This is a genomic window from Collinsella aerofaciens (assembly GCF_964283865.1).
In the GTDB taxonomy this organism is placed as follows: domain Bacteria; phylum Actinomycetota; class Coriobacteriia; order Coriobacteriales; family Coriobacteriaceae; genus Collinsella.
This window is the reverse complement of sequence record NZ_CAXYLS010000002.1, coordinates 261653-276164: the sequence shown is the minus strand read 5'-3', so window position 1 is coordinate 276164 and position 14512 is coordinate 261653. Positions and strand designations below refer to the sequence as shown.

The following is a 14512-nucleotide window of genomic DNA, read 5'->3' as shown; positions in this document are numbered from 1 at the left end:
GCAAATGGCGGGATTGCGTTGGCATGATTGGTTGTTGAGCGTTGGTCAAAATGGTTGTTTTTACAGTAGCGCTAACACTTGCACCGCCCGAGCCGCTTCCAGCTGGCCCTGCCGCTGCCGGACGGCACGTGCGCCTCGGTCCTGGCGGCGCTCTCCTCCCTGCGCGGGGTCCTCGGCGAGGACGGCGCGAGGCGCGCCTTCGGCGCCGTGCTCACCGACAACGGCAGCGAGTTCGCCGACGAGGGCGCCATCGCGGCGCTGCTCGGCGAGCGGGACGGCGAGACCAGGCTCTTCTACTGCGACCCCCGGCAGAGCCAGCAGAAGGGCGCGTGCGAGAAGAACCACGTGGAGATCAGGAAGCTGCTGCCCAAGGGCGCCGGGGCCAGGTTCGACCGGCTGACGGCGGCGGACTGCGCGCTGCTCATGTCGCAGGTGAACTCCGAGCCGAGGGGCGCGCTCGGGTTCCTGACGCCGGCGCGCGTGCTGCGGATGGCCCTCGGGGAGGACGCCTCCGCCCTCATGGACGCGTTCGGGATAGAGGAGCTTGCGCCCGGCGAGCTCGACCTCACGCCCGGCTGCATCGACAGGGCCAGGGCCGCGAGGGGCGAGGGGCCGCTGGCGGGATAGGCGGCGGGCCGGGACATGGGCCGGATGGCCCGTTGCGCTGAGTCCGGAACGGCTGCGCGGCGGGCTGGCGGAGCATGCGGCGGCGGCATGGGGGCACCGGCCTCCATAGCCTCTCCACCTGCGGAAACGAGGCGACGGCCAGGTGCCGGGAGCTATTTCCGCGTTGCGCTAGCTGCGGAAACGCGGGTCCCGTTCAGGCTGTTGCGTTGAGATTGAAAATCAACCCTAGAAAATCGTTTTACGACTACCTACAGAGAAGGGGCACCCAGTTGGAGCGCCCCTTGCTTAGGGTTTGATGAGGTTTTGAATCGTCTGCGTACTAGCGGCGCTTGCGGGTGGCCGTTGCCTTGCGGACGGAGGTCTTCTTGGTCGGAGCCTTTTCCTCGGTCGCGGCGACGGGGGAGACCGGGGCCTTCTTGGCGGGCTCGGGCTTGGCCTTTACCTCGGCCTTGGGCTCCTCTTTAGCGGCAGCGGACTTGACCTCGGCTGCCTTCGGCTCAGGCTTGGCCTTTAGTGCGGTCTTGTCCTCGACCTTAGCCTCCGCTTTGGGAGCAGCAGCCTTGGTCGTGGACTTCTTGGCCGTCGTCGTTGCGCGCTTGCGCGTGGTGGTCTTGGCGGCCGGCTTGGCCTCGACGGTTACCTTGGCCTTGGATTCGGCGGGCGTCTCCTCGACTTTGGCGGCCGGCTTTGTGGCTACCTTGGTTGTGGCGGCCTTCGTGGTCGTCGATTTCGTTGTTATGGTCTTCTTGGCAGCTGTTGCCTTCTTGGCGGTCGCGGTCGTCTTCTTGGTAGCGGCCTTGGCCGGTGCCTTTGCTGCAGCCTTAGCCTCGACGGCGTCGGCCTTTACCTCGGGAGCAGCCTCGGCTTCGGCGGCCTTCTTGGCAGCTGCGGTGGTGCGCTTGCGCGAGGTCGTTTTCTTGACAGCGGTGGTCTTGGTTGCCGTCGCCTTACGAGTCGTGGTCTTCTTGGCCGCAGGCTTCGCAGCGGGCTTCACCTCGGACTCTGCCTCAGGAGCAGCCTCAGCCTTCACCTCAGACTCGGCCGTAACGGGCTCAGCTTCAACCGGCTTCTCTTCGGCCTTGGGCTCCTCAGCGGCCACCGGCTCAGCAACAGCCTCAGGCTCGTCGACAACAGCCACCGGGCGCTCGATCTCCGGGTGCATAAAGAAGTACAGGTCCAGATACTTATCGGCCGAGCGCGTCCAGCTAAAGTCCTGGCTCATGGCCTGCGTTACCAGCTGGTTCCAGGCGTCGCGGTTATCCCAGAACAGACGCGCCGCGCGGAACACGGCGTCGCCCATCTCGTCGCCGTTAAAGTTGGTAAACGAGAAGCCCGTGCCTTCGCCGGTAAACTCGTTATACGGAATCACCGTGTCCTTCAGACCGCCAGTCTCGCGAACAATCGGCAGGGTGCCGTAGCGCATGGCGATGATCTGCGACAGGCCGCAGGGCTCAAACTTCGAAGGCATTAGGAACATGTCGGCGGCGGCATACATGCGCTGCGACAGCGCAGGATCGAACTCGATGCGTGCGGCCATGGTACCGGGGTACTTGTCCTGGAAGTAGCGCAGACCGTCCTCGTAGTCGCGGTCGCCGGTGCCCAGCACCGCCACCTGCACGCCGCCGGCCAGAATGCGGTCGAGCGCGTACATGACCAGGTCCATGCCCTTCTGGCGCGTCAGGCGCGTGACCATGACCATAAGCGGACGGTCGTCGCGAACCTCGAGCCCCAGCTCTTCCTGCAGCTTGGCCTTGCATACGGCCTTGCCGGAACGGTCCTCCACGGTGTAGTTGGCGGCAATGCGCTTGTCGGTCGCCGGGTCAAAGCCCGCCACGTCAATGCCATTCAAAATGCCCTGCAGCGCATAGGAGCGCTCGCGCAGCACGCCGTCCAGGCCCTCGCCAAACTCGGGCGTCTGGATCTCGCTGGCATAGGTTGGGCTCACCGTGGTTATGGCGTCGGCATAGCGCAGGGCGCCCAGCATGTAGTTGATGCTGCAGGCGTCGCAACGCAGCTGCGAGGCGGCCGCCGGAATGTGTGCCACACCCAGGATGTCCTCCATCACGGTGTCGCTAAACTGGCCCTGGAACGCCACGTTGTGGATCGAGAACACGGTCTTGACGCGGTCATACAGCGGCAGGCCCTGGTAAAACTCGCGCAAAAACACGGGCGCAAGTGCCGTCTGCCAGTCGTTGCAGTGCAGGATGTCGCACTCAAAGCCGGCTGGCAGGTGCTGCAGGCTCTCGGTGATGGCCTTGGAGAAGAACGCAAAGCGCTCGCCGTCGTCAAAGAAGCCGTACGGATAGTCGCGCGCAAAGTAGCGCTCGTTGTCGATGAACATATAGGTGACGCCGTCGTGCTCGAGCTTCTCGAGTCCGCAGTACTCGTTGCGCCAGCCCAGACTCACGTAAAAGTCGGAGAAGTGCTCCATCTGCGCCTTGTACTCGTCCTTTATGGTGGCGTACTTGGGCACCATCACGATAACTTCGGCGCCGGCGCGCACAAGCGCCGCAGGCAGCGAGCCTGCCACGTCGCCCAGGCCACCGGTCTTTACAAACGGTGCGCACTCGGCCGAGGCAAACACGATCTGCATCTTTTTGCTGGAATCTGCCATATTGTCTCCCATGTTGCAATTCGAGAATAGCCGCCTGGCGCTAACCGGGCGGCTATTCTACTTGTTACGAGCGATGTTGCGGTGCCAACGTTAACGTACGATGGTGGTGTCGGAAGTTAACGGAGCCTTGCCCAGCACCAGGATGTTCTCGGGCGTGCCGCGAAGCTCGGTGTTGGTGGGAACCACGTTGTTTTTGTCCAGAATGGCGTTCTCAACGCGGGCGCCGCTCTTGATGATGCAGCTCTGGTTGATGATCGAGTTGGTCACCGAAGCGCCTTCCTCGACCACGACGCCGCGCGACAGGATCGAGTTGCGCACGGTGCCCTTGATGATGCAGCCGGCCGAGATGATCGAGTTGCAGGCGTGGCTGCCGGTCGCATAGCGCGAAGGAGGCACGTCGTGAGCCTTGGTCAGGATCGGGCGCTCGGGATCGAAGAGCTGGTCGGCGATGGTCTGGTCGAGCAGGTCCATGCTGCGGCGATACAGCGACTTCTCGCTAAACACGCCCACGACCTCGCCCTTGTACTCGTAGCTGCACACGTCGATGTTGCCAAAGTCGCCCTGGAGTGCCTCGAGCAGGTCCAGATAGTCGGCGGCCTGGTAGTGGTCGATGATCTCGAGCAGCGTCTCGCGGTTGACGATGCAGCAGTCCATGGAGGCGTTGTCGCCGTACACGACGCCGGCGCTCACGCCCGTCAGGCGGCCGTTCTCGTTAATCTCGAGCTTGGTCTCGTCTTCGACGTTGCGCGTGGCCTTGCAGTACACCACGGTCATCTGGGCACCGGAGTTCTCGTGCGCCTCGATGATGGTGTTGAGGTCCATGTTAAAGATGATGTTGGTGCCCATCATCACAACATAGGGCTTCTCCGAGCGCTGGAACAGCGTCTTGTTGGAGATGATGTCGCGCAGCAGGAAGCGCATGCCGCCCTTGGTGGTGCCATACGCGTTGCCGGGCACCATGAACAGGCCGCCCTTCTTGCGGTCCAGGCCCCAGTCCTTGCCCGAGCCCACGTGGTCGATCAGCGAGCGGTAGTTACCCGGCATGACGACGCCGACGGTCTTGATGCCAGCATTCATCATGTTGGACAGCGGGAAGTCGATCAGGCGGTAGCGGCCCAAAAACGGAACGGACGCGATGGGGCGATCCTTGAGCAGCACGCTGCCGTAGGTCGAAGAGTAGTTAGCGGTGATGTAACCGATGGCCTTGCGATTGATCATCGGATCATTCCCCCTTCCCGATAACGACGTCATTTCCAACGACGGCCGTATCCTTGGTGGTATCGACAGAGCCGAGCTTCACGCCCTCTTCGACCGTGGAGTTCTCGCCCAAAATAGCGCGGCAGATGTGTGCGCCGCTCTTAACGTGCGCACCCGGCAGCAGCACGGAGTCCTCGACCACGGCGCGCTCCTCGATGATGACATCGGTCGAAAGGATCGAGTGGCGAGCGGTGCCGTAGATCTTGCAACCGTTGGAGACCAGGCAGTCGTCCAGGCGGCCGTCCGGGCCAATGTAGTGCGGCGGACGCGTGGTGATGTTGGACATGATGGGGAAGTTCTTGTCAAACAGATCGAACTCGGGGTTGTTGCCCAGCAGGTCCATCGAGGTCTCGTGGAAGCTGGCGATGGTGCCAACGTCCTTCCAAAAGCCGTGGAACTCGTAGCTGTACAGGCGCTTGTTCTCGCCGAGCAGCTTGGGGATGATGTCCTTGCCAAAGTCGTGGCTCGAGCGCTGGTCCAGAGCATCCTCCTCGAGTGCCTCGATCAGCACGTCGGCCGAGAAGATGTAGATGCCCATGGAAGCGAGGTTCGAATCGGGCTTCTCGGGCTTCTCGGTGAACTTGGTGATGCGGCCGTCCTCGGGATCGGTGGTCAGGATACCAAAGCGGCTGGCCTCCTCCCACGGCACGGGCATAACGCTCACCGTGAGGTCGGCGTTGTTCTCAATATGCGTCTTGAGCATCTTGCGGTAGTCCATGCGATACAGGTGATCGCCCGAAAGAATCAGGACGTACTTGGGGTCGTTGGCCTTGATGTAGTCGAGGTTCTGCGTAATGGCGTCGGCCGTGCCCGCATACCAGGCGCCACCGGTCTGCGTCTCGTACGGCGGCAGGATCGACACGCCACCGTCGCGGCTGTCCAGATCCCACGCCTCGCCGGAGCCCACATAGGCATGCAGCAGGTAGGGACGGTACTGCGTCAGAACGCCCACCGTGTCGATGCCCGAGTTGGAGCAGTTGGACAGCGAAAAGTCGATAATGCGGAACTTACCACCAAAGCTAACCGCCGGCTTAGCGATCTTTTGGGTGAGTGCCCCCAATCGGCTGCCCTGTCCTCCTGCGAGGAGCATCGCGATGCATTCTTTCTTACTCATCGATTTCTCCTTCTGTCATCGATGTTCCTAACCCATTAGCGACGGGCGCGGCGCTCGGTCGCGCCCGTCGAATAATGCCGTGCGGCAAAGGGAGCTTGCGCGCTTTATGCGTGCCAGATCTCGTCGCGGTACTCGCGAATGGTGCGGTCGGACGAGAACCAGCCACTCGAGGCGGTGTTGAGCAGGGCCTTGCGGTTCCAGGTCTCCTGGTCGCCGTAGCTGTTCGTGAGCTTCTCCCAGGCGTCGACGTAGCTGCGGAAGTCTGCCATGACCAGATCGGGGTCGTTGTTGTTCATGAGCTCGTTGTAGATGCTCTCGAAGTTGCCCGAAAGACCCGCAAAGGTGTTGTCCTTGAGCTCGTCCATAACGCGGCCCAGACGCTCGCGGTCGCCGTTGAGGGTATCCCACGCAAAGTAGCTGTTGGATGCCCAGAGCTGCTCGACCTCGGGAGCGGTCAGGCCAAAGATGGCCTCGTTCTCGCGGCCGGCCAGGTCGGCGATCTCGATGTTGGCGCCGTCGAGGGTGCCCAGCGTAATGGCGCCGTTCATCATGAGCTTCATGTTGGACGTGCCCGAGGCCTCCTTGCCGGCCGTGGAGATCTGCTCCGAGATCTCGGCGGCGGGGTAGATGAGCTGGGCGTTGCTCACGCGGAAGTTGGGGATAAAGCAGACCTTCATGACCTCATTGACGCGGGCATCGTTGTTGATGACGTCGGCCACGGAGTTAATGAGGCGGATGGTCTCCTTGGCAAAGGTGTAGCTCGAGGCGGCCTTGCCGCTAAAGATGAAGGTCGTCGGCGTCACGTGGAAGTTAGGATCGGCGATGCGACGGTTGTAGATGTCCATCACCTTCATGATGTTCATGAGCTGGCGCTTATAGGCGTGGAAGCGCTTTACCTGGACATCGAAGACGGTGTTGGGGTCGATAACCAGACCGGTCTCGGCCTTGACGTAGGCGGCCAGACGCTCCTTGTTGGCGCGCTTGGAGGCACCCACGGCCTTCAGGAACTCGGTGTCGTCCTTAAACTCCTTGAGTTTCTCAAGCTCAAAGGCGTCTTTGAGCCAGCCATCGCCAATGGCCTCGGTCACGAGCCTGGCGTAGGTGGGGTTGGCCTCGGCAAAGAAGCGACGGTGCGAGATGCCGTTGGTCTTGTTGTTGAACTTCTCGGGCGTCAGGGCATAGAAGTCCTTGAGCACGATGTTCTTGATGATGTCGGAGTGGATCTTGGCCACGCCGTTGACGCTGTGGCTGCAGATCACAGACAGGTTGGCCATGCGAATCTCGCCGTCCCACAGGATGGCGGTCTGGCGCAGACGCTCCTGCCAGCCCTCCTGCGTGGTGTCGAAAGACTCGTGCCAACGACGACCGATCTCGTCGATGATCTGGTACACGCGGGGGAGGAGCTTGGAGAACGTGCCGATGGGCCACTTCTCCAGGGCCTCGGGCAGGATGGTGTGGTTGGTGTAGCTCACGACCTGCGTCACGATGTTCCAGGCGTCATCCCACTCGAGCTTCTTCTCGTCGATGAGGATGCGCATGAGCTCGGGGCCGCACATGGCGGGGTGAGTATCGTTGGTGTGGATGGCCACAAACTGCGGCAGCAGCTCCCAGTTCGCGCCGTGCTCCTTCTCAAAGGTGTCGAGCAGGCTGTAGATGCCGGCCGAAACAAACAGGTACTCCTGCTTCAGGCGCAGCAGACGACCGTGCTCGCCGGCGTCGTTGGGGTAGAGGATGGCGCTGATGGCCTCGGCCTCGGCGCGCTCGGCATCGGCCAGGGCATAGTCGCCGCGGTTGAAGGCCTCCAGGTCAAAGTGCTCCTCGACCGGCTCTGCGGCCCAGACGCGCAGCTTGTTGACGGTCTCGCCGGCATAGCCCACAACGGGGATGTCATATGGGACGGCCAGGATGTCCTGCGTGTCCACCGTGCGGTAGAACGTGCGGCCGTTCTCCTCAAAGCCCTCGACGCGGCCACCGAACTTGATGGTCACGGCCTTGTCCTGACGACGGACCTCCCAGGGATAGCCGTGGGTGAGCCACTCGTCGGTGGCCTCGACCTGGCTGCCGTTGACAATCTCCTGCTTAAACAGGCCGTAGCGGTAGCGCATGCCGTTGCCGTAGCCGGCAATGCCCTCGGCTGCCATGGAATCCAGGAAGCATGCGGCCAGACGGCCCAGGCCACCGTTGCCCAGAGCCGGATCGGGCTCCTGGTTCTCGATGACGGACAGGTCGAAGCCCATGTCTTCGAGCGCCTCGGCGACCATGTCGCGCACGCCAAAGTTGAGCAGGTAGTTGTCGAGCAGGCGGCCGATCAAAAACTCGATCGAGAAGTAGTACACGCGCTTCTTGCCCTCGGCGGCGACGCGGGCGTCGCTCTTGGTGGCAACGGTGCGCGCCTTCTCGGCCACGAGCTTGGCCAGGGCGTTAAAGCGGTCGAGGTCACTGGCGGCCTCGACGCTCTTGCCGCTGATGCTCATGACGGCATCGCGATAGAGCTCGGTAAACTCCTGCTTGTTGTCGAAGATCTTATTCATACGTTCCTTTCCCCCGGGGATGTTTCTCCCGGAACGGTTATGACTTACATCCTACGCCCCCGCGGGGCGGGTAATTACAGCTGTAACGGTTTTGTTACGCATCCTTGGCAGACGGCTTAACAGAAGCAGACTTGGCCTTGGTAGCGGCCTTTTTGGCAGCCGGTTTCTTGGCTGCGGCCTTAGCAGCGGGCTTTGCGGCAGCCTTGGCCTTGGCCTTGGTCGTCGTAGCCTTGGCCTTAGCCGGAGCCTTCTTAGCAGCCGCAGGCTTGGGCTTCACCGAAGACATACGCTTTTTGGGCGCAGCCTTGGGCTCCTCGACCACGGGCGGCTTATAGCTGCTGGGACCGCGACGCTTAAGCACCACGCCTGCCAGACCGGGCACCTTAATCTCAATGGAGTCCATCTGTCCATTCCAGGGATAGGGCTCGCTCGAACAGGTGTAGGGCTCCTCACCGGCGTATCCGCTGCCACCGAACTCGGGGCGGTCAGAATCAAAGATGACCTCCCAGTCACCCTCGCGCGGCACGCCCACGCGGAAGCTCTCGTAGCTCGCCGGATCAAAGTTGATCAGGATCACCAGGTCGTCATCGACGTCCTCGCCCTGGCGCACAAAGCTCACGATGGACTGCTTGGAGTTGTCCGCGTCGATCCAGGTAAAGCCGTCGTCGGTGTAGCCGCGCTCGTACAGGGCAGGCTCGGCGGTGTACAGGTGGTTGAGCGCCTTGATAAACGCCTGATGATGACGGTGGGTCTCGTACTCCTCGGTCAGGAACCACTGGATGGACTCGTAGTAGCGCCACTCAATAAACTGGCCGATCTCGTTGCCCATAAAGTTGAGCTTGGCACCGGGGTGCGTCATCTGGTAGAAAGCCAGCGTGCGCAGGCCGGCAAACTGGCGCCACCAGTCGCCCGGCATGCGGCCGATCAGCGAGCACTTACCGTGTACGACCTCGTCGTGGCTCAGCGGGCAGATGAAGTTCTCGGTAAAGGCGTACATGATGGAGAACGTGAGCAGCCCGTGGTTGCCGGGGCGCCACGGAAAATCGGTCTGCATGTAGTGCAGGGTGTCGTTCATCCAGCCCATGTCCCACTTGTAGTGGAAGCCCAGGCCGCCGTCCTGCGGCGGATAGGTCACGAGCGGCCACGCAGTGGATTCCTCGGCCATCATCATCACGTCGGGGTGGTGGGTCTCCACGGCGCAGTTGACCTGACGGATAAACGCACTGGCGTCCAGGTCCTCCTCAGTTCCGTACTTGTTGAACTTCTTTTGCCCCGGATCGTCAATGCCAAAGTTGAGATACAGCATGCTGGACACGCCGTCCATGCGAATGCCGTCAACGTGGAAGTTCTCGAGCCAATACAGCACATTGGAGACCAGGAAGGAACGGACCTCGCCACGGGCGAAGTCGAACTTGTGCGTGCCCCAGTTGGGGTGAATCTCGTGCTCAAACAGCATGTGGCCGTTAAAAGTGGCAAGGCCGTGGGAGTCGGCGCAAAACCCGCCGGGCACCCAGTCCATGATCACGCCGATGCCTGCCTCGTGGCACGCATCGATAAAGTGCATGAGCTGCTGCGGGTTGCCGTAGCGCGACGTGGCGGCGTAGTAGCCGGTCGTCTGGTAGCCCCAGGAGCCATCGAAGGGATGCTCCATGAGCGGCATGACCTCGATATGCGTGTAACCCATGTCGCGCACGTAGTCCACGAGCTCCACCGACAGGTCGTCGTAGGTGTAGAACTCGCCGCGCTGCGCGGGGAAGGGGTCCATGGGACCGGGGTAGTTGCCGAACTCGTCCGGCTCGCCCTGCGGCGCGTCGCCGTGGCGCTTCCACGAGCCAATATGCACCTCGTAGATGTTGAGCGGCTGCGACATGTGGTTGTGACCGGCGCGGCGCTTGAGCCACGCGGCGTCGTTCCACTTATAGCCGTCGAGGGTCCACAGCACGCTGGCGGTACCCGGAGGGCACTCGGCCTTAAAGGCATACGGATCGGCCTTATAGAGCTTTTCTCCCTCGTTTGTCTCGATGAGATACTTATAGAGCTGGCCCTGCTCGGCGCCAGGAATAAAGCCTTCCCAAATAGCGCTCGTATGCACGGGCACCAGCGGGTTGGCTTCCTCATTCCAATCGTTAAATTCGCCAATGACATGGACGCTCTTTACGTCGGGCGCCCAAACGCAAAAGCGCCAGCCGCGCGTACGGTTCTGCGTGTCGGGGTGCGCGCCCATCTTTTCCCAGCTGCGCTCCCACATGCCAATGCCAAACAGATAGACATCGTCCTTAGAGAGTTCCGGCGCGTGCGGGGCGGCTTTACGGGTAGCGGGCTTTTTGGTTGCTGGCTTTAGCTTTGTATCGCTCACGTTTGATCCCATCATGACGCGGCAGCGTGTTGCCTTGGTGACTAGATGCGAAAGGTCCAAGGCTGCACGAATCGAAGGGACGGCGATAGTTCTATGATTCGTTCCACCTCGCGTGCTCGGTGGAACTTTCGGCAGAAACTACGATAACACCTGTACGTTACTTTTATGAAGGAAAGTGGTTTTAGGGCGGCGTTTAATCGGTAAGCGCCATGTTTAGACCACTGGCAGAATTGCCGTGGTAAAACTCTTGACAGTTTTACCAATTAGGGTTTCAAGATTGTTAGTCTGACGTTTGGTAAAACGTTTTTAGCAGGATGTTTACCATTTGACATTGAAAGGTTCGTTTATGTCCCAGACCGCCGCCTCCAACGTTGCTTTTATTTTCGATTGCGACGGCACACTGGTTAATAGCACCCCCGTTTGGGCTTATGCCCAGCCCGAGTTATTGCACCGCCACGGAGTTGACGTGACGGTCGATGATTTTGCCCAGTTTGAGCATCTTTCGCTGGAGGACGAGTGCCAGGCCTACCACGATACGTGGGGTATTGGTGCGAATGGTGAGGAGCTGTATCGCGAGCTGGGCGACATCCTGATCGATGGCTACTCCAAGGTGCCGCCGCGCGAGGGGCTCCTGGCATTTTTGGAGCAGGCGAAAACGGCGGGCGTTGCCATGTGCGTGGCTACGTCCACGCCGGCCGAGCTGGTTAAGTCTGCGCTTGCGGGAGCCGGGCTCGATGCCTACATGGAGTTTGTGACCACCACCGGCGAGGCGGGACGCTCCAAGCAGTTCCCCGATGTGTATGAGCTGGCACTGCGCCGCCTGGAGGAGCGCCATGGGCATAAGTTTGACCGCGCATGGGTGTTTGAGGACGCCGTCTTTGGCCTTAAGAGCTCTGGCACCGCCGGCTTTAAGCGCGTGGGCATCTATGACCCGCACGGCCGTATGGAGCGCGATGAGGTGCGTGACAACTGCGACATCTTTATCGACAGTTATGAGGACCTGGTCCTGGCCCGCGTACTTTCGTTTGAGGGCTAGGCGAGTACCGTGGCTTGCAAAGTATTAGTGGTTTGTGGCTCGCCGGTGGTGGCGAGTGCGGATCTGTTGCGTAGGCTAGCAGGGGAGTGCAACCACGTCGTCGCCGTGGACCGCGGACTCGATGCGCTGCTGGGCGCCGGCCTGAGCTGCGATGTATATGTGGGAGATGCCGACACGGTGAGTGATGCGGGTCGCGCGTTGGTCGATGCCGCTAAGGACTTTGAAGTTGAGCGCCACGACCCGTACAAGGACTATACCGATCTTGCACTGGCCCTCGATTCCGTCCGACGCCGCTGGCCGGGTGCCGAAGTGGTGGCAACCTGCGCTACCGGCGGCCGCCCGGATATGGCGCTTTCCGTACTGGGGTTGCTCGCAGGCTACGATGACGCCCCAGTCTGGATTGCCGAAGACGAGACCACGGCCCGCATTCTGCACGAAGGCGAATCCTGGACCATTGAGGGCGCCGAAGGCAAGACGTTCTCCATCGTCGCCATAGCCCCTAGGACGGTTGTAAGCGAACACGGTCTAGAGTGGGAGTTAGATCACACTTCGCTGGGCTTGTTAGCCGATACGGGCATTAGCAACGTCGTCAGGTCAACAGCCACGATCCAAGTCCATACCGGCACCGCCATCGCTTACCTATATCAATAGGCATTTAGAATCTGACCCCAAAAAAGTCCTTGCGCGTCGCGCTAACTTCCCCTATAGTATTTCTTCGTCACGGGGGCGTAGCTCAGCTGGGAGAGCGCTTGACTGGCAGTCAAGAGGTCAGGGGTTCGATCCCCCTCGTCTCCACCATCGTGAATGCAAAGGCCTTCGGAATTCCGAAGGCTTTTTTCATGCCAAAACACCACGCGCCACAAACCCCACTTACGCCAACAAAAAGTTGCACAATTTATTTCCCATGTCTGTACATAGTTTGTTAGCCAAACGCAATTACCAGTGCAGCTCGCTGCTCTAGTTGGGCTTCATGAACGCTCCCAATTATTGCCAGCACCCCAATAACCTGCGCCAACGTGAACAACTTTCCAAAACAACCCCCTTTAGCACGTCAAATGAACGATATGTTGTCAAACGCAGCCCAAATCAGTTTCACTAACAGCTTGTGCTAGGATATCTAACGTTACATGAGTTCAACTGTGCTCACGGCTCCAATAGGCCACGAAGCGCAGGGTCGATCAGCATCCGGCCGTAACGGCGGTGCTAGAAAAACCACGAGCTCCAATATCGATTGCCATGCGCGATTTTGCACTTGCTTTTGCGGATATTTATAAGTTCGTTTTAGTCAGTTCAACAATTTACTATGGCTAATCACTGCGGTTCTTCAGCTGTTTGCGTGCGGTCCAGTTTTGAAATCCCTTGACTGGCTCGCACGCAGCCAGCTGAGGTTTTAGGCAATCTTGCGATACGTGCCTGAAGCTTCAGCGCTGCTTTTATGCATACCGTTCACGGTGGGGCAGAGCCACGTGCTTGTCTGACTGGGCTCAGGGTTTGAATATGGAGCGCCTTCGCGCACACGCGCCCTGGCGAAGCCATACCCAAACCCCGTGAGCCACACGTAAGACAGCAAGGGGGTGGTGCTCGTGTGGTATGTGATCCAGGTCATTAACGGTCGCGAAGACGTAATGCGCGAGCGCATCGAGCGCATGGTGCCGGCTGGCGCCATGCAGGAGCTCTTTTATCCCCAATATCAAACCGAGATCAAGGTTCACGGCGAATGGGTCAATACGACCAAGCCTCTCTTTCCCGGTTATCTTATCTGCGATACGGCAGATCCCCGCACCGTGCAACAGTATCTGCTACGTATGGACGACTTTGCCCGGGTGCTTTCCCAGGACGGTCAGTTTGTGCCGCTGGCAAAAGAAGAGGTTCAGCTTATTGGCGGATTTACGCATAGGGGAGACCGCGTGGTGCCCATGAGCGAGGCTCTAAAGGATGGAGACCAGGTCGTAGTAACGGCAGGCCCGCTGCTGGGGCACGAGGCCCTTATCAAAACCATTAACAGACGCAAGAGCACTGCCTTTTTGGAGCTCGACTTGTGCGGCCGACGCGTAACCACCCGCGTTGGCCTTGCGGTGCTTTCAAAAGAGCAGCGCGTTATGCGCAATCACAGAAGAGCGATCGCCTAGCTGCAAGCTCGCAAGCGGACGACCGAAGGCAAAAAGTATCAGGTGAGGGACTCTTGGAGCCTACGATGATGACCATGGCACAGGGCGCGCGGGAGACGCGCACGGCCGCCACGGCGAATTCCGTTACTGCCGCAGCCGGTGCTGCGGGGGATTACCTTACAAACGAAGAAGCGTACAAGATGCTGCGCGGTGCCAACTCCGGCGTGAAGCCCGAGCTTGGGCACAGGCTCTACCGCGTTGTTAAGCGTACGGTGGACATTGTCGCCGCCGGCGGAGCCCTGGTGTTGCTCTTTATTCCCGGGGTAATTCTGAGCGTGGTCATTTGCATAAAGAGCCCGGGCGCCAGCCCCCTATATTCACAGTGGCGCGTGGGCCGCGTGCGCAAAGACGGCACGTTCTACCTGTTTAAGATCTACAAGTTCCGCAGCATGGTTCCCAACGCAGACCAAATGCTCAAGGACTTGCAGGCCCAAAACGAGGCCACTGGCCCCATGTTTAAAATGAAGCACGACCCGCGCATTATTCCCGGTGTGGGTAACTTCATTCGCAAGCACAGCATCGACGAGCTGCCCCAGCTCATCAACGTGTTCTTGGGCCAAATGAACCTCATTGGCCCGCGCCCCGGCCTGCCGCGCGAGGTTGCCCTGTACAGCGAGCACGACATGAAGCGCCTGGCGGTAAAACCCGGCTGCAGCGGTCCTTGGCAGGTAATGGGCCGCAGCTACCTGGGCTTCAAAGAAATGGTTGAGCTGGATCTTCGCTATATAGAGAATCGCAGCCTGCGCCAGGACCTGCGGTTGATATTCGGCACGCTGAAGACGATGTTCTCTGGGGAAGGTGCCGTGTAG

Annotated in this window: 10 protein-coding genes and 1 tRNA gene; 6 read left to right on the top strand and 5 right to left on the bottom strand. The window is 60.4% G+C overall.

What is annotated here, in order from left to right; all coding sequences use genetic code 11:
• Positions 1-78 precede the first annotated feature (78 nt).
• On the top strand, positions 79-627 hold the full coding sequence (locus ACRX4W_RS02700) for a transposase (protein WP_432299049.1): 549 nt from the start codon (positions 79-81) through the stop codon (positions 625-627).
• 319 nt (positions 628-946) lie between these two features.
• On the opposite strand, the gene glgA is transcribed toward ACRX4W_RS02700, so the two are convergent.
• From glgA to glgB, 5 genes are all read right to left on the bottom strand, one after another.
• The gene (gene glgA, locus ACRX4W_RS02695; protein WP_432299048.1) at positions 947-3241 is read right to left on the bottom strand and encodes a glycogen synthase GlgA; all 2295 of its coding nucleotides are present in this window, start codon (positions 3239-3241) and stop codon (positions 947-949) included.
• A gap of 90 nt (positions 3242-3331) precedes the next feature.
• Entirely contained in the window at positions 3332-4459 is a 1128-nt protein-coding gene (glgD, locus tag ACRX4W_RS02690; RefSeq protein WP_432299047.1) for a glucose-1-phosphate adenylyltransferase subunit GlgD, read from the bottom strand.
• Positions 4460-4463: 4 nt separating this feature from the next.
• Positions 4464-5612: a glucose-1-phosphate adenylyltransferase gene (locus tag ACRX4W_RS02685; protein ID WP_035138263.1), complete on the bottom strand. Its 1149-nt coding sequence runs from the start codon at positions 5610-5612 to the stop codon at positions 4464-4466.
• A gap of 104 nt (positions 5613-5716) precedes the next feature.
• Positions 5717-8143: a glycogen/starch/alpha-glucan phosphorylase gene (locus ACRX4W_RS02680; protein WP_432299046.1), complete on the bottom strand. Its 2427-nt coding sequence runs from the start codon at positions 8141-8143 to the stop codon at positions 5717-5719.
• A 94-nt stretch (positions 8144-8237) separates the two neighbouring features.
• Complete coding sequence (gene glgB / locus ACRX4W_RS02675; RefSeq protein ID WP_432299058.1) at positions 8238-10514, bottom strand: 1,4-alpha-glucan branching protein GlgB; 2277 nt, start codon at positions 10512-10514, stop codon at positions 8238-8240.
• Positions 10515-10845: 331 nt separating this feature from the next.
• On the opposite strand from glgB, the gene ACRX4W_RS02670 reads away from it, so the two are divergent.
• From ACRX4W_RS02670 to ACRX4W_RS02650, 5 genes are all read left to right on the top strand, one after another.
• Entirely contained in the window at positions 10846-11535 is a 690-nt protein-coding gene (locus tag ACRX4W_RS02670) for an HAD family hydrolase (protein WP_432299045.1), read from the top strand.
• 9 nt (positions 11536-11544) lie between these two features.
• The gene (locus ACRX4W_RS02665) at positions 11545-12186 is read left to right on the top strand and encodes a thiamine diphosphokinase (protein ID WP_432299044.1); all 642 of its coding nucleotides are present in this window, start codon (positions 11545-11547) and stop codon (positions 12184-12186) included.
• A gap of 71 nt (positions 12187-12257) precedes the next feature.
• Positions 12258-12333: transfer RNA gene (locus ACRX4W_RS02660), tRNA-Ala, on the top strand.
• Positions 12334-13118: 785 nt separating this feature from the next.
• A complete protein-coding gene (gene loaP / locus ACRX4W_RS02655; RefSeq protein WP_432299043.1) occupies positions 13119-13664 on the top strand; it encodes an antiterminator LoaP in 546 nt (181 codons plus the stop codon).
• A 65-nt stretch (positions 13665-13729) separates the two neighbouring features.
• Complete coding sequence (locus ACRX4W_RS02650; RefSeq protein ID WP_432299042.1) at positions 13730-14512, top strand: sugar transferase; 783 nt, start codon at positions 13730-13732, stop codon at positions 14510-14512.

Coding starts and splice junctions, on each gene's coding strand:
- glgA (WP_432299048.1), bottom strand. CDS start 3,241: ATGGCAGATTCCAGCAAAAAGATGCAGATCGTGTTTGCCTCGGCCGAG.
- glgD (WP_432299047.1), bottom strand. CDS start 4,459: ATGATCAATCGCAAGGCCATCGGTTACATCACCGCTAACTACTCTTCG.
- ACRX4W_RS02685 (WP_035138263.1), bottom strand. CDS start 5,612: ATGAGTAAGAAAGAATGCATCGCGATGCTCCTCGCAGGAGGACAGGGC.
- ACRX4W_RS02680 (WP_432299046.1), bottom strand. CDS start 8,143: ATGAATAAGATCTTCGACAACAAGCAGGAGTTTACCGAGCTCTATCGC.
- glgB (WP_432299058.1), bottom strand. CDS start 10,514: ATGATGGGATCAAACGTGAGCGATACAAAGCTAAAGCCAGCAACCAAA.
- ACRX4W_RS02670 (WP_432299045.1), top strand. CDS start 10,846: ATGTCCCAGACCGCCGCCTCCAACGTTGCTTTTATTTTCGATTGCGAC.
- ACRX4W_RS02650 (WP_432299042.1), top strand. CDS start 13,730: ATGATGACCATGGCACAGGGCGCGCGGGAGACGCGCACGGCCGCCACG.